The sequence below is a fragment of the Microbacterium sp. AZCO genome (assembly GCF_039614715.1).
GTDB lineage: Bacteria > Actinomycetota > Actinomycetes > Actinomycetales > Microbacteriaceae > Microbacterium.
This window is the reverse complement of the sequence record NZ_CP154857.1, coordinates 3,719,477-3,741,506: the sequence shown is the minus strand read 5'-3', so window position 1 is coordinate 3,741,506 and position 22,030 is coordinate 3,719,477. Positions and strand designations below refer to the sequence as shown.

16 protein-coding genes and 1 pseudogene are annotated in these 22,030 nt (G+C 71.0%); 12 read left to right on the top strand and 5 right to left on the bottom strand.

Annotation, left to right across the window (positions count from 1 at the left end):
* Window positions 1-18: 18 nt before the first annotated feature.
* A complete protein-coding gene (locus AAIB33_RS17115) occupies window positions 19-2,553 on the bottom strand; it encodes a DUF3516 domain-containing protein (protein WP_345801161.1) in 2,535 nt (844 codons plus the stop codon).
* Window positions 2,554-2,637: 84 nt separating this feature from the next.
* A complete protein-coding gene (locus AAIB33_RS17110) occupies window positions 2,638-3,507 on the bottom strand; it encodes an SGNH/GDSL hydrolase family protein (protein WP_345801160.1) in 870 nt (289 codons plus the stop codon).
* A 167-nt stretch (window positions 3,508-3,674) separates the two neighbouring features.
* Between AAIB33_RS17110 and AAIB33_RS17105 the strand changes: the two genes are divergently transcribed.
* From AAIB33_RS17105 to AAIB33_RS17080, 6 genes are all read left to right on the top strand, one after another.
* On the top strand, window positions 3,675-4,001 hold the full coding sequence (locus AAIB33_RS17105) for a GNAT family N-acetyltransferase (RefSeq protein WP_345801159.1): 327 nt from the start codon (window positions 3,675-3,677) through the stop codon (window positions 3,999-4,001).
* A gap of 10 nt (window positions 4,002-4,011) precedes the next feature.
* Window positions 4,012-4,998 carry a pirin family protein gene (locus AAIB33_RS17100; RefSeq protein ID WP_345801158.1) on the top strand — a complete coding sequence of 329 codons (987 nt, stop codon included), beginning with the start codon at window positions 4,012-4,014 and terminating at the stop codon, window positions 4,996-4,998.
* 125 nt (window positions 4,999-5,123) lie between these two features.
* Window positions 5,124-5,675 carry an ECF transporter S component gene (locus AAIB33_RS17095; protein WP_345801157.1) on the top strand — a complete coding sequence of 184 codons (552 nt, stop codon included), beginning with the start codon at window positions 5,124-5,126 and terminating at the stop codon, window positions 5,673-5,675.
* Window positions 5,676-5,746: 71 nt separating this feature from the next.
* A complete protein-coding gene (locus tag AAIB33_RS17090) occupies window positions 5,747-7,633 on the top strand; it encodes an energy-coupling factor transporter ATPase (protein ID WP_345801156.1) in 1,887 nt (628 codons plus the stop codon).
* The gene (locus AAIB33_RS17085; RefSeq protein WP_345801155.1) at window positions 7,630-8,472 is read left to right on the top strand and encodes an energy-coupling factor transporter transmembrane component T; all 843 of its coding nucleotides are present in this window, start codon (window positions 7,630-7,632) and stop codon (window positions 8,470-8,472) included. Before AAIB33_RS17090 ends, AAIB33_RS17085 begins: the two co-directional genes overlap by 4 nt.
* Window positions 8,473-8,565: 93 nt before the next feature.
* Window positions 8,566-9,822 (top strand): LCP family protein, encoded by a 1,257-nt coding sequence (locus tag AAIB33_RS17080; protein ID WP_345801154.1) that lies wholly within the window; start codon window positions 8,566-8,568, stop codon window positions 9,820-9,822.
* 100 nt (window positions 9,823-9,922) lie between these two features.
* On the opposite strand, the gene AAIB33_RS17075 is transcribed toward AAIB33_RS17080, so the two are convergent.
* On the bottom strand, window positions 9,923-11,086 hold the full coding sequence (locus tag AAIB33_RS17075; protein ID WP_345801153.1) for an acyl-CoA dehydrogenase family protein: 1,164 nt from the start codon (window positions 11,084-11,086) through the stop codon (window positions 9,923-9,925).
* A gap of 103 nt (window positions 11,087-11,189) precedes the next feature.
* A complete protein-coding gene (locus AAIB33_RS17070; RefSeq protein WP_345801152.1) occupies window positions 11,190-12,224 on the bottom strand; it encodes a M15 family metallopeptidase in 1,035 nt (344 codons plus the stop codon).
* Between the two features lie 122 nt (window positions 12,225-12,346).
* Here AAIB33_RS17070 and AAIB33_RS17065 point away from each other — a divergent pair, with 122 nt between their 5' ends.
* Together AAIB33_RS17065 and AAIB33_RS17060 are read left to right on the top strand one after the other, a co-directional pair.
* Window positions 12,347-14,455 (top strand): intein-containing Rv2578c family radical SAM protein, encoded by a 2,109-nt coding sequence (locus AAIB33_RS17065; RefSeq protein ID WP_345801151.1) that lies wholly within the window; start codon window positions 12,347-12,349, stop codon window positions 14,453-14,455.
* A gap of 87 nt (window positions 14,456-14,542) precedes the next feature.
* The gene (locus tag AAIB33_RS17060) at window positions 14,543-15,847 is read left to right on the top strand and encodes a nucleotide disphospho-sugar-binding domain-containing protein (protein ID WP_345801150.1); all 1,305 of its coding nucleotides are present in this window, start codon (window positions 14,543-14,545) and stop codon (window positions 15,845-15,847) included.
* A 63-nt stretch (window positions 15,848-15,910) separates the two neighbouring features.
* On the opposite strand, the gene AAIB33_RS17055 is transcribed toward AAIB33_RS17060, so the two are convergent.
* Window positions 15,911-18,052 (bottom strand): DEAD/DEAH box helicase, encoded by a 2,142-nt coding sequence (locus AAIB33_RS17055; protein WP_345801149.1) that lies wholly within the window; start codon window positions 18,050-18,052, stop codon window positions 15,911-15,913.
* Window positions 18,053-18,330: 278 nt separating this feature from the next.
* Here AAIB33_RS17055 and AAIB33_RS17050 point away from each other — a divergent pair, with 278 nt between their 5' ends.
* The 4 genes and pseudogenes from AAIB33_RS17050 to AAIB33_RS17035 all read left to right on the top strand — a co-directional run.
* A complete protein-coding gene (locus AAIB33_RS17050) occupies window positions 18,331-18,945 on the top strand; it encodes an antibiotic biosynthesis monooxygenase (protein WP_345801148.1) in 615 nt (204 codons plus the stop codon).
* Window positions 18,946-18,948: 3 nt separating this feature from the next.
* Complete coding sequence (locus tag AAIB33_RS17045; protein WP_345801147.1) at window positions 18,949-19,878, top strand: aldose 1-epimerase family protein; 930 nt, start codon at window positions 18,949-18,951, stop codon at window positions 19,876-19,878.
* A gap of 68 nt (window positions 19,879-19,946) precedes the next feature.
* Window positions 19,947-21,038: a DUF998 domain-containing protein gene (locus tag AAIB33_RS17040; protein ID WP_345801146.1), complete on the top strand. Its 1,092-nt coding sequence runs from the start codon at window positions 19,947-19,949 to the stop codon at window positions 21,036-21,038.
* A 200-nt stretch (window positions 21,039-21,238) separates the two neighbouring features.
* A pseudogene (locus AAIB33_RS17035) lies at window positions 21,239-21,880 on the top strand (DUF998 domain-containing protein); the annotation flags it as partial.
* Window positions 21,881-22,030: the final 150 nt, after the last annotated feature.

Below are 22,030 nucleotides of genomic sequence, written 5' to 3'. Positions count from 1 at the left end.
CTCTTGGGGAGGAGAGGGTCAGAGCCGCACGACCTCGACGACCCGCACGACCGCCGTCCCGGCCTCTTCCGAGGCGGCCAGGTCGACCTCGCCGCGGATGCGCCAGTCGTGGTCGCCCGCGGGATCGTCGATCGTCTGCTCGACCTTCCACACGCCCGTGGCGCTGGCGCTCTCGTCGATCATGACGAGCCGCGGCGAGCGCGCGGGACCGCCCGTCAGGATCGCGTCGTGCTCCTCGAAATAATCGTCGAGCGCCGCGGGCCAGTCGACGTCGGGGTCGAGGGAGAGCAGCTCGTCGTCCTTCTGCAGGGCCGCGAGCTGAACACGACGGAACAGCTCGTTGCGCACGAGCACGAGGAAGGCCCGCCGGTTCGTGAGCACCGACGGCGGCGCGGGCGGCACGACAGGCTCGTCCGGCGACGCCGACGGATTGACGAGCGCCTCCCACTCGTCGACGAGGCTCGAGTCGACCTGCCGCACGAGCTCGCCCAGCCACGCGACGACGTCGAGCAGCTCGGAGGTCTGCGCCTCGGACGGCACGGTCTGCCGGATCGCCCGGTAGGCGTCCGAGAGGTAGCGCAGCACCAGGCCTTCGCTGCGGGCCAGCTGGTAGAACGAGATCAGCTCGCCGAACGACAGCGCCCGCTCGAACATGTCGCGCACGACCGACTTCGGCGACAGCTCGAAGTCGCGGACCCACGGCTGGCTCGTCGCGAACACCTCGTACGACTGCGCGAGCAGCTCTTCGAGCGGCTTGGGGTACGAGACCTCCTCGAGCGCCTCCATGCGCTCGTCGTAGTCCAGCCCGTCGGCCTTCATCGCGGCGACGGCCTCTCCGCGGGCCTTGAACTCCTGCTGCGACAGGATCGGCCGCGGATCGTCGAGCGTGGCCTCGATGATGCTCACGACGTCGAGGGCGTAGTGACCCGTGCCGGTGCCCGCGGACCCTGAGGCCGCCGAGGAGTCGTCAGGGTCGAGCAGGTCGATCGCGGCGAGCGCGAACGGCGACAGCGGCTGGTTGAGTGCGAAGTTCGGCTGCAGATCAACGGTGAGCCGAATGGATGCCGCGCCCTCGGCGCTCCGGTCGATCTCGACAACGTCGGCGGCGAGCAGAGTGCGGAAGATCGCGATCGCCCGCCGTGCGAGCGCATACCGCCGGGCCTTCGGCTCGTGGTTGTCGAAGACGAGCGAGCGCACGTTCTCGAACACGTCGCCGCCGCGCGCGATGACGTTGATGAGCATCGCGGCCGTCAGCGACAGCTGCGGCACGAGCGGCTCGGGCTCGGCCTCGACGAGGCGCTCGAACGACCCGAGGCCCCAGTTCACGACGCCCGTCGGCGCCTTCTTGCGCACGATCTTCTTGCGCTTGGCGGCGTCGTCGCCGGCCTTGCGGAGCGCCGCCTCGTTCTCGATCTCCCACTCGGGCGCCATCACGACGACGGTCCCCGACGTGTCGTACCCCGCCCGGCCGGCGCGGCCGGCGACCTGATGGAACTCGCGCGCCGTCAGCTGGCGCATCTTCGTGCCGTCGAACTTCGACAGCGCCGTGATGAGCACCGTGCGGATCGGCACGTTGATGCCGACGCCGAGCGTGTCGGTGCCGCAGATGACGCGAAGCAGTCCGCGCTGCGCGAGCGTCTCGACGAGTCGCCGGTAGCGCGGCAGCATGCCCGCGTGATGCACGCCGATGCCCGCGCGGACATAGCGCGAGAGCGTGCGACCGAAGGCCGTCGTGAACCGGAACCCGCCGATGGCGTCGGCGATGGCATCCCGCTGCTCACGAGAGACGATCCGGATCGACGAGAGCGCCTGCGCACGCTCCATCGCCGCCGCCTGCGAGAAGTGCACGATGTAGACGGGCGCCTCGCCGGTCTGCAGCAGCTCCTCCACGGTCTCGTGCACGGGCGTGCGGGCGTAGGAGAAGTGCAGCGGCACGGGGCGCTCGACGCCCGTGATGCGGGCGGTCGGCCTGCCGGTGCGCCGCGACAGGTCGTCGGCGATGTCGGTGACGTCGCCTAGCGTCGCCGACATGAGGATGAACTGCGCGCGATGCAGCAGCAGGAGGGGCACCTGCCAGGCCCAGCCACGGTCCGGGTCGCCGTAGTAGTGGAACTCGTCCATGACGACCTGGTCGACGGCGGCATCGACGCCTTGGCGGAGGGCGAGGTTCGCGAGGATCTCCGCCGTGCAGCAGACGATCGGGGCATCGGGGTTGACCGACGAGTCGCCGGTGACCATGCCGACGTTCTCTGCGCCGAAGATGTCGACCAGCGCGAAGAACTTCTCGCTCACGAGCGCCTTGATCGGCGCCGTGTAGTAGCTGCGGCCGCCGCGCGAAATCGCGACGGCGTGCGCCGCGATCGCGACGAGGGACTTGCCAGTGCCGGTGGGTGTCGACAGGACGACGTTCGAGCCCGACACGATCTCGATGACCGCCTCGTCCTGCGCGGGGTAGAGCGCGAAGCCGCGGTCCGCCGCCCACTCCACGAAGCCGAGGTAGGCGTCGTCCTCGCCCGCGCCCCGAGGCACGGCGTCGAGCAGGTTCAGCGCCATCCCCCGAGTCTGCCAGGGCCGGAGCGGCGACTCCGACCCCGGCAGACGATTCGGGATGCCCCGGCTACGAGGTTGCGGACGCGCCTAGGGCATCAGAGCCGCGGCGACGGTGCCGGCCCACACCTGCTGCCCCGGCACGTTGGGGTGCAGGCCGCGGTCGGAGGTCGTCTTGCCCGACACGAGGCCGCTGATCCAGCGATCTCCGGTGTCGCAGAGCCCGTGGCCGTCGAAGCCGGCTGCGATATCGACGAACCGGACGCTGCTGTCGCCCGTCTGCTGGCGGTATCCGGCCACACCGGCCGTGATCGCGGTGTTCACGCCCTCGATGAACGAATTGACGAGAGCGGTCTGCGCCGCGGTGAACTTCGCCGGTGCGCCCTGCGACGCCCCGACGCTGCAGAACGTCGTGACATCGCCGAAGAGCAGCGGGTACCCCGTCACGGCGATCAGCGCGTTCGGCGCCGCCATCCGGATGGCGCCCACGAGCATGCCGATCTTGACGGGAAGCACCTGCACGGCCTGCTGGGCGACGGCGAGTGCCTGGGCGCACGCGACCGGGTCGCCGCCCTCCCCGCAGGCGACGAGTCCCGCCTGCCAGTCGACGTTGTTGATGCCCGCCGTGAGCGTCACGAGTCGCGTCGCGGGGCCGAGATCGCCGGTCGCGGAGAGCATGGCGACCTGACCCAGCACGTCGTCGGTCTTCGCTCCCGCGCAGGCCGCAGAGGCCACCGACGTGTTCAGGGTCTCCGCGAGGACGGTCGGATAGGCCTTTCTCGAGCGGAGGCAGGACTGGCCGACATAGGGCAGGTTGCCCGTCCCGGCCGCTTCGGAGTCGCCGAGCGCGACGTAGGGCGAGCCGCCCGGTTCGGCCGAGTAGGCCGCCGGTGCGACCCCGGATCCGATCGTGGCCGCGAGACCGAGAGCCGCGAGCGCGGCGATGATGCGTCGTTTCATGATTCCCCTTCGAACCGCACGGACGTCGTCGTCCGCACCCCAAGCAGCCGCCCGACGGCCGCCCGTCACGCCGCTGTGGCCGACGCTAGACCTCCCGCGAGGCCACCACCAGAGGGGTGCCGTGGCGCGATGTCGGGGAACGCGCCTACGGTGAAGGGAACGAAAGGATGCCTGTGAGCGACGCCGACGAGACCATCACCGTCTCCCGCAATGACCTCAAGCACCGCTACGAAGTGAAGATCGGCGACGTCGTCGCGGGGTTCACCCTGTTCCGCATCGATGCGGGGGGCCGCCTGCACTTCCCCCACACGGAGGTCGACCCGGCCTTCCGCGGCCGTGGGCTGGCGCAGACCCTCGTCGCCGAGGCGATGGCCGACGTCGCCCGCCGCGGCGAGACGGTCGTGCCTCACTGTCCCGTCGTCGCGGCCTATCTGCGCAAGAACGAGGTTCCGGGGCTCACGGTCGAGTGGCCCGAGAACCCCCAGCCCGAGTGAGGATGGCGTCGTGACGAGGCTCGACGCGGACGCTCCCGAGCTCAGCACGGCCGCCGCGTGCGACGGGCCGCGCGCTCTGCTGCTGGAGTCGCGGGAGGTGCCGCTGGGCGGGGTGCGCGCCATGGAGGTGCATCGCACGCTGCCCCAGCGCGACCTGCCTCTCGTCGGGGCGTGGTGCTTCCTGGACCGGTTCGGACCGCAGGTCGCGCGCATGCGCGTGGAGCCGCACCCGCACATCGGACTGCAGACCGTGACGTGGCCGTTCGCCGGCGACGTCCGGCACCGCGACTCCGTCGGCAGCGACGTCATCGTCGCCCGGGGCGCCCTCAACCTCATGACGAGCGGCGCGGGGATCTCGCACTCCGAGTACTCGGTGGGAGAGGATGCTGTGCCCTTGGACGCCCTGCAGCTGTGGGTCGCCCTCCCCGAGTCGCGGCGGAACGGGCCGCCGGCGTTCGAGCGCCACGAGCACCTTCCCACCCTTCGGCTGGAGGCGATCTCGGGCGACCCCGGCGAAGCGGTCGTCGTCATGGGCGCGCTCGGCGGGGTGGAGTCGCCGGCGTCCGCGTACACCCCGATCGTGGGAGCGGAGGTGCGCATCCCCGCCCGGTCCCGCGTGCGGATCCCGTTCGACCCGGCCTGGGAGCACGGGCTCGTCGGTGTCGAGGGAACCGCGAGGGTCGCAGCGGGCGCGGATGAGGCATCCACCGATCTGAATCCCGGGCACCTGCTCTACCTGGGCACGCGACGCGACCACATCGAGGTCGATGCGCCGGACGGGGCGACGCTCTTCCTCCTGGGCGGCGAGCCGTTCGAGGACGACATCGTGATGTGGTGGAACTTCGTCGGGCGCTCGCACGAGGAGATCGTCGAGGCTCGCGAAGAGTGGGAGGCACGATCCGGACGGTTCGGACGCGTCGTCGACCACGGCGACGAGCGCATCCCCGCCCCGCCGCTTCCCGCCGTCCGCCTCACGCGTCGGCGGCGCCGGATCTGAGGGGGACAGTAAGAAGTTGCGCGACATCGTCGGCGCGCAACGAGCCCCACGCTAGCCCAGGGAAGCGCTTCGGCGGAATCGCTTCACATGAGAAACGCATGAGGCGCGGCGACTACAGTGAGCGGGTGGCCGCCTCCACCCGACTGTCGACGAGCGTGCTGCTCACGTGTGCCGCGATCGCCGTCGCGACGGGCATCCTGGGCGGCATCGCCGGCTGGCTCACCCCCGTCGTGCTGGCCACCGCACCGATCCTGTACGGGTTCGTGCTCGGTGCGCACGTGCTGCCCGGCATCATCGCGCAGGAGGTGCTGCGCCTCCCGTGGGTCGCGCTCATCTCGCACGTCATCGCGGCGCTCGTGGCGAGTGCGATGGCGCCGCAGTGGGCGTTCCGCTTCATCGGCACGGCGATCCTGTTCGGCGGCATCCAGGAGCTCGTCGCGGCGCTCACCCGCTACCGGGTCTGGGATGCGTGGCGCTTCTTCATCTCGGCGATCGTCATCGGCGTCGTCGTCGCCCTCGTCGTCTTCTTCGCGGCGCACCTGTCGGCCCTGCCGCTCTGGGCCCAGATCACGTACCTCGTGCTCGCCGTCCTCGGCCCCGTCGCGTGGACGGCGATCGGGCTCGGCATCGGCGCCGGCCTCCGTCGTGCGGGGGTCGCACGGAACGTCCGCCGCTGACCGCGTCCCGCTGCGAGGTTAGGGCAGGCTAATTTAGGGAGCAGCATCCGCCTGCCACCCAGGGACATTCCGTGACCGTGCCTCGCCGCGACACTTCCGTCGTGCCGTCGACGAACGCCGCGCTCCGCCCGCTCCTCGCGGTGCGCGATCTCGCCATCACGCATGAGGGGACGGATGCCGCCACCCCCGCGTCGGTGACGTTCGACGTGCGCCCGGGCGAGGTCGTGCTGCTCCTCGGACCGAGCGGCTCAGGCAAGTCGACGCTCGCTCTCGCGCTCAACGGCCTCGTCCCGCACGCCGTGCCCGCGACGCTCGAAGGCGCCGTCGTGGTCGACGGGATCGACACCGCCGAATCGAGTGTCGCGCAGCTCAGCACGCGCGTCGGCATGGTGTTCCAGGACCCCGACGCCCAGCTCGTCACGGGAACGCTGCTCGACGAGGTCGCGTTCGGGCCCGAGAACCTCAGGATGCCCGTCACCGACGTGCTCGCCCGCGCCGAGGCGGCGCTGCGCCGCGTCGGCCTGTGGGAGCGCCGCACCGAGAACCCCGACCGCCTCTCGGGGGGCGGCCGGCAGCGCCTTGCGATCGCCTGCGCCCTCGCCCTGGGATCGCCCCTCCTCGTCCTCGACGAGCCGACCGCCAACCTCGACCCGCAGGGCATCGACGAGGTCTACGCGGCACTCGCCGAGCTCGTCGCCGCGGGGGACCGCGCCATCGTGCTCATCGAGCACAACCTCGACGCGGCGGTCGGGTTCGTCGACCGTGTGGTCGTGCTCGACCACGACGGACACGTCGTCGCAGACGGGAACGTGGATGCCGTGCTCCGGCGCCGGGCCGACGAACTGCACCGCCTCGGGGTGTGGTTGCCGACCTCGACGCTCGCCGCGCTCCGCCTGAGGTGCGCCGGCTACGCGCTCGATCCGCTGCCGCTCACGCCCGGTGAGCTGCACGCCGCGCTCGAGGCTGAGGACGGGCCGACGCACAACCCCTCGACAAGCTCGGGGACCGAGGGTGCGCCGGCCGCGGTCGGCGTCGACTCCTCGACAAGCTCGAGGACCGAGGGCGAGCCGGCCGCCGGAGGGAGCGTCGACCCCTCGACAAGCTCGGGGACCGGGGGCGAGCCGGCTGCCGGAGGGAGCGGCGACCCGCTCATCACCGTTCGGGGCCTGACCCTCGACCGCGGTCGCACGCGCATCCTCCGCGGCATCGACCTCGACGTCGCGCCCGGGGAGTTCGTCGCCGTCGTCGGCGCCAACGGGGCAGGCAAGACGACGCTCGTCCAAGCGATCGCGGGGGTCATCACTCCCCCGCGCGGCACCGTGCGCATCGGCGACCTCGACGTCGCGCGCGCCGGCGCGCGCACACTCTCGTCGCGCATCGGGTTCGTGTTCCAGAACCCCGAGCACCAGTTCATCGCGCACACGGTGTTCGACGAGCTCGCCCACGGCCTGCGCCGTCAGCATCTGCCCGACGCAGCGGTGCGCGAGCGCACGGAGGAGGTGCTCGATCGCTTCGGACTCGCGTCGAAGGCCGGATCACACCCGTTCCTCCTCTCCGGCGGACAGAAGCGCCGCCTCTCCGTCGCCACCGCCCTCGTCGCGGGCGCCCCCGTGCTCGCCCTCGACGAGCCCACGTTCGGGCAGGACCGCGCCCGCGCCGAAGAGCTCCTCGCGCTGCTGCAGGAGCTCAACGCCGACGGCACGACCATCATCGTCGTGACCCACGACATGCAGCTCGTGACCGAGCACGCCGACCGCACCGTGGTCCTCGCCGAGGGACGCGTCCTCGCCGAGGGTGCCACCGCGGAGGTCTTCGCCGACGAGGCGCTCCTACGCGGCGCGGGCCTCGCACTGCCGCCGCTTCGACTGGCGCTGCAGGGCGTGACGCGGCATCCCGAGCTCTCTCGTATCGCCCGTCTCGCCGACCTTCCCGGCGGACGGAACGGGGCCGGATCATGACCGGCACGATCGCCACGCCGCCGGCCGCAGCATCCTTCGACCCCTATGCCGACGCCCCGACCGCGAGCGCCGTCCGCTTCCAGTACCGGCTCAATCCCCTCGCGAAGATCGCCGGACCGGCGCCCGCGATGGTGCTGCTCGTGTTCGTCCGCGACGCCGCGACCCCGCTCGCCTTCCTCGCCCTCGCCTACGCCCTGCTCCTCGTCGGTGCACGCCTGACGCCGCGCCTCGCACTGATGCTGTTCGTCGGCATCCCGGCCGCAGTCGTCGTCCTCGGCTTCGGCTTCTCGCTGTGGACCGACCCGAGCCGGATCGAGGCGGGCAGTCCCGTGCTCAGCGTCGGCTCATGGACCCTGTACAGCGGGATGCTGCAGATCGGCTACGCGACCGCGCTGCGGCTCGCCGCCATCATCGCGCTCTCGCTGCCGGCCGGCGTCTCCACGACGGGCCCCGACCTCGTCCGCTCGATGGTGCAGCAGCTGCGCGTCCCCTATCGCATCGGCTACACGGCCCTCGCGGCGTTCCGCTTCGTGCCGCGGTTCGGTCACGAGCTCGAGATCATCCGGCAGGCGCACCGCGTGCGCGGAGCCCACGGCGGTCGCGGACCGTTCGCCGCCCTCGCGCGCTGGGGAGGGTACGTCGTGCCGCTGCTCGCGGGAGCGATCAGGCACGCCGAGCGCGTCGCCCTCGCGATGGACTCGCGCGCCTTCGGCGCCTACCCCGACCGCACCGAGCGTCACCTGGTGCCGTGGCGAGCCCGCGACACCGTGTTCGTCGTCCTCTTCTGGGCGGTATCGGCGGCCCTGTTCTGGGCCCTCTTCCCCTGGGGTCTCGCCTGACCCGAGGGACGACCGGGGGATGGATGCCGAAGTCCCGCCCCGCAGGGCACCCCGGGACTAGACTCGCCCCAACCTGACGGCGGAGGCTGCGGGATGGGCAGACGACGGCGCACGGTGGCGCGACACGCTCATCTGCGCTCGCCGCATCCCCTCGCGCAGTTCACGAAGATCCTCGCGGTGTGCGTCGCGGTCGTCCTCGTGAGCGCGGCCGGTGTCGCCGGTTTCGCGACGTACGACCTGGCGGCGAGCTTCACCGACGTCGTCGTCGATCTTCCCGACCAGGAGGCCGTGCCGCCCGACATCGGGGCGATCGAGGGCGGCGTCAACCTGCTCGTCACGGGCATCGACGAATGCGAGGCCGACGTCGCCTACCTCTTCGGCGACCGCTGCACGGGCGCCGACCGCGCGAGCCGGCTCAACGACGTCAATCTGCTCGTGCACATCTCCGACAGCCCCCGGCGCGTCACCGTGGTGTCGTTCCCGCGGGACCTGATCGTCACCCTCCCGTCGTGCGCCAAGGACGACGGCTCGATGACCGGCGGCGGAACCGCCCAGCTCAACACGGCCTATCAGGACGGCGGTCTGGCGTGCGTCGTGCGGACGATCTCCTCGCTGAGCGGGCTCGACATCCAGTTCGGCGCCGTCGTCACCTTCGGGGGCGTGATCAAGGTGACCGATGCGATCGGCGGGGTCGACGTGTGCCTCGCGCGCGGCATCCGCGATCGCAACACGGGCCTGAACCTCCCCGCCGGGACGCACACCGTCTCGGGCATCACGGCGCTGCAGTTCCTGCGCACGCGCTACGGCGTCGGCGACGGCAGCGACCTCGGACGCATCTCCAACCAGCAGCAGTACATGTCTCGCCTCGCGCGCAGGCTCGTGAGCGAGGACGTGCTCCGAGACCCCGCCCGTCTGTACAAGCTCGCCGCCGTCGCGCTCGACAACGTCACGCCGACGAGGTCGCTCGCCAATCCCTTCACCGTCGTGCAGATCGCGCTCGCGGTGAAGGACGTGCCGTTCGACGAGATCGTGTTCGTGCAGTATCCGACGCTCGCCGATCCGTACGACGAGAACCGGGTGGTCGCCGACACGACCTCCGCGACGGCCCTCTGGTCGGCTCTCGCGACGAACCGGCCGCTCCAGCTGACGGGCGAGGTGGGCGCGCGAGGCGGGGTGGTCGAGGTCACTCCGGATGCGCCGGCTCCCGAGTCGACGGATGCCGCGACCCCGGGGGCGACGACATCACCGACCTCACCCGCGTCGCCCGACGAGCAGGCGATCGCCCTGCCGTCGAGCATCACAGGATCGACCGCGGCGCAGGAGACCTGCAGCGGCGGCAACATGCGCTGACGGCGAGATCAGACGACGGATGCCGCGGTCCTCACCCCCAGGGAGGACCCCGGCATCCGTCTGATTCCCGAGCGGCATCTGCGCCGCTTCGGATCAAGCGCTAGCGCTTGCCGGCAAGCTGGCGACCGACGATCTCACGCATGATCTCGTTGGTTCCGCCGTAGATGCGGTGCACACGCGCGTCGAGGAACGCTCGTGCAATCGGGTACTCCGTAATGTACCCGTAGCCGCCGTGCAGCTGCACGCACGTGTCGAGGACATCCCACTCGCGTTCCGTGGCCCAGAACTTGATCTTGGCCGCCTCCTCGGCGCTGAGCTTGCCGTCCTTGTAGGCGAGCAGGGCGCGATCGATGTACGCCCACAGCGCGTCGACCGTCGTCGCGACATCCGCGAGCTTGAAGCGGGTGTTCTGGAAGTCGATGATCCGCTCGCCGAACGCCTCGCGGCTCTTCGTGTAGTCGAGGGTCCAGTGCAGCGCGGCTTCGGCCGCGGCGGCGCCGGCCACGGCGATCGACAGGCGCTCGAGCGGCAGGTTCATCATGAGCTGCACGAAGCCCATGCCCTCCTTGCCGCTGATGAGGTTCTCCTCCGGCACGAACACGTCGGTGAACGACAGCTCGGCGGTGTCGTGGCCCTGGAAGCCCATTTTGTGGAGCTTCTTGCCGTGGTCGAAGCCGTCCATGCCGTTCTCGATGAGGAGGAGGCTGAAGGCGTCGGGGCGGTTGCCCTCGCCCGTCTTCACGAACGTCACGATGACGTCGGCCGTCTTGCCGCTCGAGATGAACGTCTTCGCGCCGTTGACGATGTAGCCGCCCTCGGCCCGCTTCGCGGTCGTCTTGATGCCGCGCAGATCGCTGCCCGCCCCGGGCTCCGTCATCGCGAGGGCGCCGATGATCTCGCCCGTCGCCATTCGCGGGAGCCACTTCTCCTTCTGCTCCTGCGTGCCCATGTGCACGAGGTACGGCACGGCGAGGTCGTCCTGGATGCCGAACGCGCCCGCGAGCGAGCCCGATCCGGCGCCGATGATCTCCTCGTTCACGATCGCGCGGAAGCGGTAGTCCTGCAGCATTCCGGCGCCGCCGAACTCCTCGGGCACCGAGAGGCCGATGATGCCGGCGTCTCCCGCGGCGCGCATCGTGGCGCGGTCGACCTCGCCCTCGGCATCCCACCGCTCGCGCGCCTCGTTCGTGACGTAGCGCTTGATGAACTCCTTGACGACGTCGCGGAACGCCTCGTGGTCCTCGTCGTAGATGTCGCGCTCCATTGCGGTTCCTTCCTCGCACACGTTGCTGGGATCGCATCCCAGGTTTCATGGTACTGAGTTCCACCGACAATGGATGCCGCGCTCCCGCGTTCGCAGGGCGCTCTCAGTCGACGTAGTCGGGCGCGGCGGGCAGGCCCAGGAACTCCTCGAGGCTGCCCCAGCCGCCGGAGTGATAGGCGGCCGCCAGTTCGCGCCCGATGTAGCGGAGGTGCCAGGGCTCGGGCGAATAGCCGGTCACCGGCGTCTTGCCGTCGACGTAGCGGACGATCCAGCCGTACTCCCACGAGTGGTCGGCCACCCACGCCTGCTGCGGCGTCCCGGCGAACGACTCGAGTCCGACGCAGCCCGAGGAGCAGGCGGTCACGTCCGCGGCGAGCCCCGACTGGTGCTCGCTGTAGCCGGGGCGTGCACTCACCATGTCGGCAGCGGCGCGGCCGTGCGCCGACACCTGCTTGCCGTAGGTCGAGCGCTGCGTGCCGTACGAGCGGAACCCGCTGTCGAGCGCGATCTCGCCGACCCCGGCGGCCGCGGCCGCGGCGGTCATCTCGGCGAGCGAGGAGGAGGCATCCGCCCGCAGATCGCCGCCGGCGATGTCGCGCAGACCCGCGGGCGCCGCGAGCGGGCTCGGCCGGTAGTCGACCGGGTCGTACGGCCGTGTCTTGTTGACGACGACCCACACGTGCGCGGGGTCGTCGAGCGGCACGCATGTCGCCGTTCCCGAGGCGACGGCGACCCGGAACGACTCCGCGCCTCCCGCTGCCGCGATCGCACCGGCGTCGTCTCCCGCCTGGAGGGCGGCGACGAACGCAGGATTCGCGCACACGTCGACGAGCGCGGGCGCGGCGTCGATGGCCGGCGCCGGAAGCGCCTCGACCGGCTGCGGCAGCGGCACAGGCGTCTCGGCCTCGGCGGACTCGGCCGCCTCGGCCGCGAGCCCCCGGGAGGGCGCGAGTGCCGGCGCGACGAGGGCCGCCGTCACCGCGGCGGCCCCTCCGATCGCCAGCGCCGAGATGGCGAGCGCGGCGAAGCTCACCCCGAGCCACTCGGCGCGGCGCGCGCGACCATGCCGCACGGGCGCGGTCGCGGCCGTGAGCAGGTGGGCCGCGCGGGCGTCGCGGCGCGTGACCGGGGGGCTCACAGGGCCATTCTCCCCCGCCGACCCGCCAGCCCCTACCGCCGGATGGGACCCTCATCGCACGGTCATCGTCTTTCCGTTCGACACTCCTTGACAGTTCTTCGTACTTCTGTTCGACTGAGGATATGCGGTGGCAGGGACAAGAGCTGGGGGTTCCGGATGCCGCGGCCCTCCCGGGCCTCGAGCATCTGAACGGACTCGTGCGCTCGGTGACGACTCCCGAGTTCTCGGGCGTGACGTTCCACGAGGTCATGGCGAAGAGCGCCCTCAACCACGTGCCCGGCGCGTCGGCCATGCCGTTCGACTGGACGGTCAATCCCTACCGCGGCTGCTCGCATGCCTGCGTCTACTGCGTCAGTCCGGAAACACTCGTCCTCTGCGCGGACGGACGGCAACGGCGAATCGATGAGCTGGTCATAGGCCAGGAGATCATCGGCACCGAGCAGCAGGGCGGTTACCGCCGATACGTGCGCACGCGCGTTCTCGCGAAATGGTGCACCCGCAAGCGGGCGTATCGCGTGACCCTCGCAGACGGCACACAGCTGATCGCGAGCGGAGACCATCGGTTCCTCACGGATCGAGGCTGGAAGTATGTCACCGGCAGAATCGGCGGATCGTCGCGACGACCGTTCCTGACGACCAACAATCGACTTCAAGGGTTCGGCCTCGGGGGCCGGCCGACCCTGAGCACGAGCGGGTCCGGCGAGTACCGTCGCGGATACCTTGCCGGCATGATCCGTGGCGACGGGATGATCTTCCATCGCGTGTACGAGAGAGGCGCGCAGCGCCGGGCGGTTCACCTCTTCCGACTCGCACTGGCCGACGCCGAGGCCCTGGATGTGACACGCCGCATGCTCGAGCACGAAGGCGTCGCTACGCGCACGCGGCCGTTCGCCGATGCGACGGCCACTCGCAGCGCGATGACCGCCATCCATTCGGGGCGACGTGCCGACGTCGAGACGATCGAGCGACTCATCGCCACGCCGTCGCTTCGGACCAGGACCTGGCACGCCGGGTTCCTGGCCGGAATCTTCGACGCAGAGGGGTCGTGTTCGCGGGGAATCCTCCGGATCGCCAACAAGGATCCCGAGGTGATCCGGCTGATCGAGGACGCGCTCACGGTCCACGCCATTCCGCATGTCACGGAGCCTCCGCGCGCCAACGGCGTGAGAAGCGTCCGGGTGACCGGTGGCCTTCCCGAACGACAGCGATTCTTCCGGCTCACAGAGCCGGCGATCTCGCGAAAGCTCTCGATCGAGGGAACCGCTGTGAAGACGGTCGCGGATCTCCGCGTTGTCTCGGTGGAAGACCTCGGCTACGAGACCAACATGGTCGACATCACCACCGGGACGCAGGATTTCATCGCGAACGGCGTCGTGAGTCACAACTGCTTCGCCAGGGGAACCCACGAGTACCTCGAGTTCGACGCGGGGCGGGACTTCGACTCGCAGATCGTCGTCAAGATCAACGTCGCCGAGGTGCTGCGCAAGGAGCTGGCCCGCGGCTCGTGGAACCGGGAGCCCGTCGCTCTCGGCACCAACACCGACCCGTACCAGCGAGCGGAGGGGCGTTACCGCCTCATGCCCGGCATCGTGTCGGCGCTCGCCGACTCCGGGACGCCGTTCTCGATCCTCACGAAGGGGTCGCTGCTGCGCCGCGACCTTCCGCTGCTGCAGGAGGCTGCGACATCCGTCCCCGTCACGATCGCGATGTCGATCGCGGTCTTCGACGAGACGCTGCAGAAGCTCGTCGAGCCCGGCACTCCCACAACGGCCGCCCGGCTCGACACCGTGCGCGCCGCGACCGAGGCCGGGTTCCGCGTCACCGTCTTCCTCATGCCGGTGATGCCGCACCTGACCGACTCGATCCCGATGCTCGACGACGCCCTGCGCCGCATCAAGGAGGCTGGGGCGGCGAAGGTCGTCTACGGCGCGCTTCACCTGCGACCCGGTGTCAAGCCGTGGTTCATGCGGTGGCTGGAGCAGGAGCATCCCGAACTCGTGTCGTCGTACCTCGGGCTGTATCCCGGGGCGTCGAGCTATGCCCCGAAGCAGTACCGCTCGTGGCTCGCGAAGCGGATGCAGCCTCTGCTGCGCGTGCACGGGCTGGGCGGGCAGGCGGAGGACGACTCCCCTCGCCGCGGTCCTGTCCCCGGCCTCGCCGCGAGGAGCCAGATCGTCACGACGTCGCGGGGCTGGCCCGCCGCCTCCACGGCCCCGGCGATGCTCTTCTGAGCGAGCAGGGGGCGGGAGTCTTGCGCGTCCGACCGCCGGCCGTCAAGCGGCATGATGCTTCTCCGACGGCACGCCACAATCGACCGCATGGCGCGCTTCCTGATCACCGCGATGCCCTTCACGGGGCACGTGCTCCAGCTGAGCGCCGTCGCCGAGGCGCTCGTGGAGCGCGGGCACGAGGTGCGCTTCTACACGGGATCGGCCTTCGCCCGACAGGTCGAGAGCGCGGGGGCGCGGTTCATCCCGTGGCGCGAGGCGCCCGACTTCGACGAGACCGACGTCGCCGCGACCTTCCCCCGGCTGCGCGGTTCACGCGGGCTCGGTCAGATCGTTCGGACGCTGGAGGAGCTGTTCCTCGGAACCTCGCCCGGGCAGCTGCGAGACCTCCAGGCGGAGTGGTACCGGGAGCCGTGGGATGTGCTCGTCGGCGATGAAGCGTCGCTCGGTCCGGCCTTCGCGGCCGAACGCACGCGATGCGCGTGGGCGACGGTGTGCGCCCTCCCCCTCGGCCTGCCGAGCGACGAGGGTCCGCCGCACGGACTGGGCCTCAGGCCCGGGCAGGATGCGTGGAGTCGGTCCCGGGACGAATGGATGCGGCGCCTGTCACCGATCGCGATGCGGCCGGTCGCGGGACGGCTCGCGCGGGTGCGGAGCGACGCCGGTCTGGGCCCGTCGCCCGCCAGGTTCGACGAGGCTGCGTTCTCGCGGCAGCTCATCCTCGCGACCGGCGTGCCGGCGCTCGACCACGAGCGCACCGACCGCCCCTCTCACCTGCATTTCGTCGGCCGGCTCGCTCCCTCGACCCCGATCGGACGAACGCTGCCCGAGTGGTGGACCGACCTCGAAGGCCGGCGCGTGGTGCATGTGACTCAGGGCACGCAGAACGTCGATCCGCGGGATCTGCTGCAGCCCGCCCTGGCGGCTCTCGCCGACGACGACGTCCTGGTGGTCGCGACGAGCGGCCTCGCCGACGGAGAGGAGCCGCCGCTCCCGCTGCCCCGCAACGCCCGCGTCTCGAGCTTCGTGCCCCACGACGCGCTGCTGCCGCACGCCGAGGCGGTCATCACGAACGGCGGCTGGGGAGGCGTGCTCGCCGCGCTGAGCCACGGCATCCCGCTCCTCGTGGCCGGCGGGGATCTCGACAAGCCAGAGGTCGCCGCGAGGGTCGCGCAGGCGGGCGCCGGCATCGACCTCCGCGGTGCGCGGCCCTCCCCGCGGACGGTCGGGCGCGCCTACCGCGCGCTCACGACGGATGCCTCGTACCGGGCAACCGCCGAGCGGATCGCGGCTGAGCTTGCGGCGGCCGGCGGCGCGGCGAGAGCCGCCGAGCTGCTCGAGGATCTCGCGGCGCGGCGCCGTGAGCCCACCAGAACAGGAACGGCCGGCGCATGACGTCTGCCGCAGCATCCGTCCTGTTCCGGCCGTTCCTTGGGTTTCCCCGCTGAGCGCAGCGGGTCAGGCGACGGGGTCGACCTGGCGTCCGGCGAGCTCCTCGATGAGGTCGTCGCCGAGGCGCACCTCTTCGAACGGCGCCTCGATCTCGGCGCGGTCGAGCAGCTCCGTCATCCGACGGCGGCGCTGGCGCGTCACGAGAGTCACGACGGTACCGGAGCGACCCGCACGGCCCGTGCGGCCGGAGCGGTGCAGGTACGTCTTGTACTCGTCGGGCGCGTCGGCCTGGATCACGAGATCGATGTCGTCGACGTGGATGCCTCGCGCCGCGACATCCGTCGCCACGAGCACGTTCACGCGACCCGACGTCAGCCGCTCGAGGTTGCGCGTGCGCTTGGCCTGGTTGAGGTCGCCGTGCAGCGCGACCGCGTGGATGCCGGCGTCGTCGAACTGCTCGGCGAGCATCTCGGCGTACGCGCGGGTGCGGGCGAAGACGAGCGTCTTGCCGTCCCGGTCGACGAGCGAGGTCAGCATCTCCGCCTTGTCGCGGTGGTCGATCACGAGCACGCGGTGGTCGATCGTGCCGGAGTCCTGATCCTCTCCGGCGACCTCGTAGACGGCGGGTTCGACGAGGAACTCGTCGACGAGGCCGGCGACCTCGCGGTCGAGCGTCGCCGAGAAGAGGAGCTTCTGCGAACCGTCGGCGGTCTTGCGGAGGATGCGCTGCACGGGCTCGAAGAATCCGAGCTCGCACATGTGGTCGGCCTCGTCGAGCACCGCGATGCGGATGTCCGAGAGGTCGAGCTTGCCCTGCTCCACGAGGTCCTCGATGCGGCCGGGCGTGCCGATGATGATGTCGACGCCCTTCTTCAGCGCGCCCACCTGGCGGGCCTGGGGCACGCCGCCGTAGATCTGCGTCGTGAAGAGGCCCACCGAGCGCGCGATGGGCTGGATCGTGCGGTCGATCTGCAGCGCGAGCTCGCGCGTCGGCGCGAGGATCAGCGCCTTGGGCGAGCGGCCGAACTCGCGGCGCTGGCCGGCCTGCGAGCGCAGGATCGACTCGACGAGCGGAGCGCCGAAGGCGATCGTCTTGCCCGAGCCGGTACGGCCGCGCGCGAGCACGTCCTTGCCCTCGATGATCGAGGGGATCGTCGACGCCTGGATGGGGAAGGGCGACGCGGCGCCGAGGTCGGCGAGCGCGCGGACGATGTTGTCGCCGAGACCGAGGTCGCCGAAGGACGTGCCGGCGACGTCCTGAGCCTGCACGGCCTCTGCCTGCAGCCGCTCGTGCACGACGTCGACGCGGTCCTCGTGGGCCTTGTCACGCGCGGGCTTGGCGCTCCAGTCCGAGCGACTCGGGCCGTCTGTGCGGCGCGGACGGTCGTCGCGACGCGGACGGTCGTCGTACGAACGCGCGGGACGGTCCTCGAAGGAACGGGCCGGACGGTCGTCGCGACGGGGGCGCTCGTCGTAGGGGCGCGCCGGACGGTCGCCGTAGTCGCGACGGGGACGGTCGTCGTACGAGCGAGCCGGGCGGTCATCGCGACGCGGGCGGTCGTCGTACGAGCGCGCGGGGCGGTCATCGCGGCGCGGGCGGTCGTCGTACGAACGCGCGGGACGATCGTCGGAGGAACGACGCGGGCGGTCATCGGAGCGGTACGACGGGCGCGCGTCGCCGAACGAGCGGCGGTCGTCGCGGTCGACACGGTCGAGGTGCGCCGGGCGACGGTCGTCGTACGAACGCGGGGGGCGTGCCGGGCGGTCATCGCGACGGGGACGGTCGTCGTACGAGCGAGCCGGGCGGTCATCGCGACGCGGACGGTCGTCGTACGCACGCGCCGGGCGGTCGCCGTAGTCACGACGGGGACGGTCGTCGTACGAGCGCGCGGGACGGTCGTCGCGATCGTAGCGGGGGCGGTCGCCGTGGCCCTTGGGCGAGGCGCCCGAGGCCTGCGTGCGGATGCCGCGCGCCTGGTCGCGCCCGGCCCTCTCCTGCGAGGTCCAGCGACGCTTGCCGGCGGCATCCTGCGCCTCTTCGGCGCGGTAGCCGCGGTGGCCGGGGATCTTGCTGCCGGGCTTCGCGCCGCGGTCGGGCGCGCCGGCGTCGGGACGGCGCTTGCGGTCCTGGTAGCCGGTCTTGGAGCCGTAGCGCGGCTCGAAGTTCTTGGCGGGTCGTCCGCCGGCGGGCTTCTTGCTCTTGGGCATGGGGGTGTCCTTCTGGGTTCTCTCGCACGAGAACAGCACTCCTCGACGCGCACGCAGGCGCCGCCGCTCTCAGGCGGCGTGGAGTAACCCGGACTTTCGTCGGCCGGGGGCCATTCACAGTGATGGTCGTCGGAGCGGATTCGCTCCCACCATCGGCCCCTTGGACTCACAAACCCATCCGCGCGCGCAGCGCGGTGTCCAGAGCCGACCAGACGAGGCTACCGGACGCACCTGGGAGAACGCCCGCCCGGCACCCGCTCACGCCACAGAATGGATGCATGGCCGAGGGCGAGGCATCCATCCACCCCATCACCGTCGCGATCGAGCGACGCATCGATCCCGCGCGGACGGTGGAGGCGACGAGCTGGATGCAGGCGGGCACCGACCTCGCGACGGGGTTCTCCGGCTTCCTCGGATCGGGATGGGTGCGCGCCGGCGAGTCGAGCGACCTCTGGTACATGCTGTACCGCTTCAGCGACATCGCAACCCTCGAGGCGTGGGAGGAGTCCCCGCAGCGCGCGTGGTGGCTGGACTCGGGGCGCGCCTTCGCGAAGGAGGTGCGCGTCGAGCGCCGCACCGGCATCGAGGGCTGGTTCGACGCGCCGTTCGCGACCCACGTCGAGACGCGTCACCTGGGCGATCTGCCGACCGGACCGATCCAGCAGCCGATCCCGTCCGCACCGCCGCGGTGGAAGCAGGCGGTGACGATCTGGCTCGGCTTCTTCCCGACGAACCTGCTGGCGTCGTATCTCCTGGGCTTCGTTCCCGGATTCGTCGAGTGGCCGATCTGGGCCCGCGTGCTGCTGTCGACCGTGCTGCTGACGCCGATCATGACCTACTTCGTCCTTCCCTGGGTGACCCGCGCCCTCCGACCCTGGCTGCAGAGAGGCTGAACCATGACGTCGACCCACCACCCCACCGGTGCCCAGTTCGCCCTCCGCTCCGCCGACGGCCAGACGACGGCCGACATCGCCCAGGTGGGCGCGGCGCTGCGGGGATTCACCGTCGACGGCGTAGACCTCGTGCCCCGATACCCGCTCGACAGTGCGACGCCGGCGGGCTCGGGCATCGTGCTCGTGCCGTGGCCCAACCGCGTGCGCGACGGGAAGTGGACGCAGCGCGGCGAGACGCGGCAGCTCGCGATCACCGAGCCCGCGACCGGCAACGCCTCGCACGGTCTGCTGCGCTTCGCCCCGTACACGGCGGTCGCGCGGGACGAGGCATCCCTCACCCTGTCGGCACCCGTCGTGCCGCAGACCGGCTACCCGTTCCACCTCGGCACCAGCGTGACGTATGCCGTCGGCGACATGCGCCTGGACGTCACGCACGCCGTGACGAATCTCGGCACGACGGATGCGCCGGTCGCCCTCGGGACGCACCCCTACCTCTGCATCGCCGACGTCGACACCGCCGACCTCGTGCTGACGTCGACCGGCTCGACGCGCTTCGTGCTCGACGAGCAGAAGATCCCCGTCGGCGAGGAGGGGGTGGATGCCTCGACCGACCTCCGCGGCGGGCGCCGCGTCGGCGAACTGAGCCTCGACACGGCGTTCGGCGACCTCATCCGCGACGCCGACGGCCTCGTGCTCACGTCGCTGGCAGCCCCGGACGGCCGCACCCTCACGCTCTGGCAGGGCGAGGGGTTCGACTTCGTGCAGGTGTTCACGACCGATCGCTATCCGGGGCAGCCGCTCGCCGTCGCGGTCGAGCCCATGACGGCGCCGGCGGATGCCTTCAACTCCGGCCGGAGCCTGCGGTGGCTCGCGCCCGGCGAGACGTGGGAGCTGCGCTGGGGCATCGTGTTCGACGCCGCGAGCAGGGGCTGAGTCGCTCTCCTGGGCAACCACCCGGACCGGGTGATCCCGCGGCATCCAGCCGTGCTTACACTGTGCGCATGCCCGATCCAGTCGCGCCCGCCGACGCCGCCGTCCCCTCGCCCGCAGCCCCCGCCGCGCCCAGTCTGCGCGTCGTCAACGAGGGTCTCTCCGCCGGAGTCGCGGCCGGCGTGCTCGGTGCCGCCCTGGGGCTCGTCGTCACCGCCATCTGGCCCGACCTGCCCCTCTCCGGACCGGTGTCGTTCGGCGAGATCTCCGCCCTCATCGCGGGCGCCGTCTCGGCCGCCGCGACCGGCACGGGCTACTGGCGGTCGCGGCACTCGGCCGGCCAGGAGTGGCGACTGACCCTCGCGCCCTGGAAGTTCACGGTCAACGCCGTCTCCGTCGTCGTCGTGCACACGATCCTCGCGATCCTCGCGACCATCGCCCTCTACTTCGTGCTGAGCCAGGCCTTCATCGGACTCACGATGATCCCGTTCTGGGCCGCCGTGCTGATGGCCGTCAACCTGGGGCTCGCGGCGCACTTCAGCTACGTGTCGGCATCGCGCATGACGACGCAGCGCATGTCGTCGCTGCTCATGGCGTTCATCCTCATCGGTGCTCTCACGTCCATGGTCACGACGTCCGACCCCGACTGGTGGCACCTGCACTTCAGCAACCTCGGCACCTTCGACGACCTCTCGAGCGCGATCTTCAACGGCACGCTCATCGCGGGCGGCCTGCTCGTGACGACCTTCGCCGTGTACGTCGGCAACGACATGCGCGCGCTCGTCGACCGCGGCATCCTGCGCAATCAGAAGAGCCCGCGCACCGTCTCGACCGTCTTCGTCGTGATGGGCATCATGCTCGCCTTCGTCGGCATCGTGCCCGTCGACGTCAATCTCGTCGTGCACAACCTGTCGGCGACGGGCATGGCGCTCGTGTTCGTCGGTCTCCTGATCGCCGCTCCGCGCGTGTTCGCCGGGATGCCGCGCACGTTCTTCATCACGAGCTGGGCGTTCCTCGCGGGCATCGTCGCATCGATCGCGCTGTTCATCGCGACCTACTTCGGGCTGACGGCCTTCGAGATCATCGTGTTCGTGCTGATCTTCGCCTGGATCTCCGTCTTCATCCGCTTCCTCGGGGTCGCTGCACAGCCCATCACCCGCTGACGACGGGCCCGGATCACCCGCTCTCATACCACGTGTGACCCGGCCATTCAGCGCGTTCAGGCTCGGGCGCTACGGTATGTGGGACGGTTCGCCGTCATTTCCAGGCGAAATGGGTCGCTCGTGGTGTTCGGGAGACCACCCCGACTCGGGCTATTCCACCTTGCCTGACTGGGGGTGGGTTGTTGTCTTCGGCGGTCGAGGTGTACTCGCGGCGCCCCGTGCCGGCGTTCGTCGCGCCCTGGCGCCGGGGCCTCACTGACGGTGCCGTGCTCTCGGGGTCGCGCGTCGACGCGCAGCACCTCGCGATCACCTCCGTCGTCGTGCTCGTCATCGGCACGGCTCTGGCCGCCGCCACGACGACCGAGCCCGAGTGGTGGCGGCTGCACTTCAGCGAGCTGGGCACGCACCGCGACTTCTCCGGCACCGCCTTCAACGCCGGCTCGATGTCAGCCGGGTTCCTGCTGGTCGTCTTCGCGGGTCGCGTCCGTCAGGAGCTCGCCGCGATCCGCCGCCAGGTGGAGACGGCCGTGCGAGCCCGCACCCACGTCGCCCGCATGCTCGTGGCTCTCATCGCGTCGTTCGGCCTGCATCTCTCGCTCGTCGGCCTGGTGCCGCTCAATGTCGACACCGCCCTCCACGAGCGAGGGGCATCGGGCACGATGCTGTCGTTCCTCGGCATCCTCGCGATCATGATCGCGAGCCCGTGGACACCGCGCGCCCTGCGCTGGACCTCCACGGGCATCGCCATCGTGCTGGTCCCGACGATCGTCGTCTTCGTGATGGGGGCCATCACCCTCTCGCTGCTCGAGATCGTCGGCTTCGCGCTGATCTTCGTGTGGCTCGTGACCTTCAGCGCGGCGCTCCGTCGCCGGGCGCCGCACCGCCGGACCCCGGTGTCGACCCGTCAGCACGCCGCGCGACGCACGGCGCGGCAGGCACGAGCCCGCCGCTCGGTCGGCGCGACGCGCCCGGCCCGCACCGCGCGGCCTGCC

Bases quoted from the DNA above. Each gene is read 5' to 3' on its own strand.
- AAIB33_RS17115 (WP_345801161.1), bottom strand. From the start codon at position 2,553: ATGGCGCTGAACCTGCTCGACGCCGTGCCTCGGGGCGCGGGCGAGGAC.
- AAIB33_RS17110 (WP_345801160.1), bottom strand. From the start codon at position 3,507: ATGAAACGACGCATCATCGCCGCGCTCGCGGCTCTCGGTCTCGCGGCC.
- AAIB33_RS17105 (WP_345801159.1), top strand. From the start codon at position 3,675: ATGCCTGTGAGCGACGCCGACGAGACCATCACCGTCTCCCGCAATGAC.
- AAIB33_RS17085 (WP_345801155.1), top strand. From the start codon at position 7,630: ATGACCGGCACGATCGCCACGCCGCCGGCCGCAGCATCCTTCGACCCC.
- AAIB33_RS17080 (WP_345801154.1), top strand. From the start codon at position 8,566: ATGGGCAGACGACGGCGCACGGTGGCGCGACACGCTCATCTGCGCTCG.
- AAIB33_RS17075 (WP_345801153.1), bottom strand. From the start codon at position 11,086: ATGGAGCGCGACATCTACGACGAGGACCACGAGGCGTTCCGCGACGTC.
- AAIB33_RS17065 (WP_345801151.1), top strand. From the start codon at position 12,347: ATGCGGTGGCAGGGACAAGAGCTGGGGGTTCCGGATGCCGCGGCCCTC.
- AAIB33_RS17060 (WP_345801150.1), top strand. From the start codon at position 14,543: ATGGCGCGCTTCCTGATCACCGCGATGCCCTTCACGGGGCACGTGCTC.
- AAIB33_RS17055 (WP_345801149.1), bottom strand. From the start codon at position 18,052: ATGCCCAAGAGCAAGAAGCCCGCCGGCGGACGACCCGCCAAGAACTTC.
- AAIB33_RS17050 (WP_345801148.1), top strand. From the start codon at position 18,331: ATGGCCGAGGGCGAGGCATCCATCCACCCCATCACCGTCGCGATCGAG.
- AAIB33_RS17045 (WP_345801147.1), top strand. From the start codon at position 18,949: ATGACGTCGACCCACCACCCCACCGGTGCCCAGTTCGCCCTCCGCTCC.
- AAIB33_RS17040 (WP_345801146.1), top strand. From the start codon at position 19,947: ATGCCCGATCCAGTCGCGCCCGCCGACGCCGCCGTCCCCTCGCCCGCA.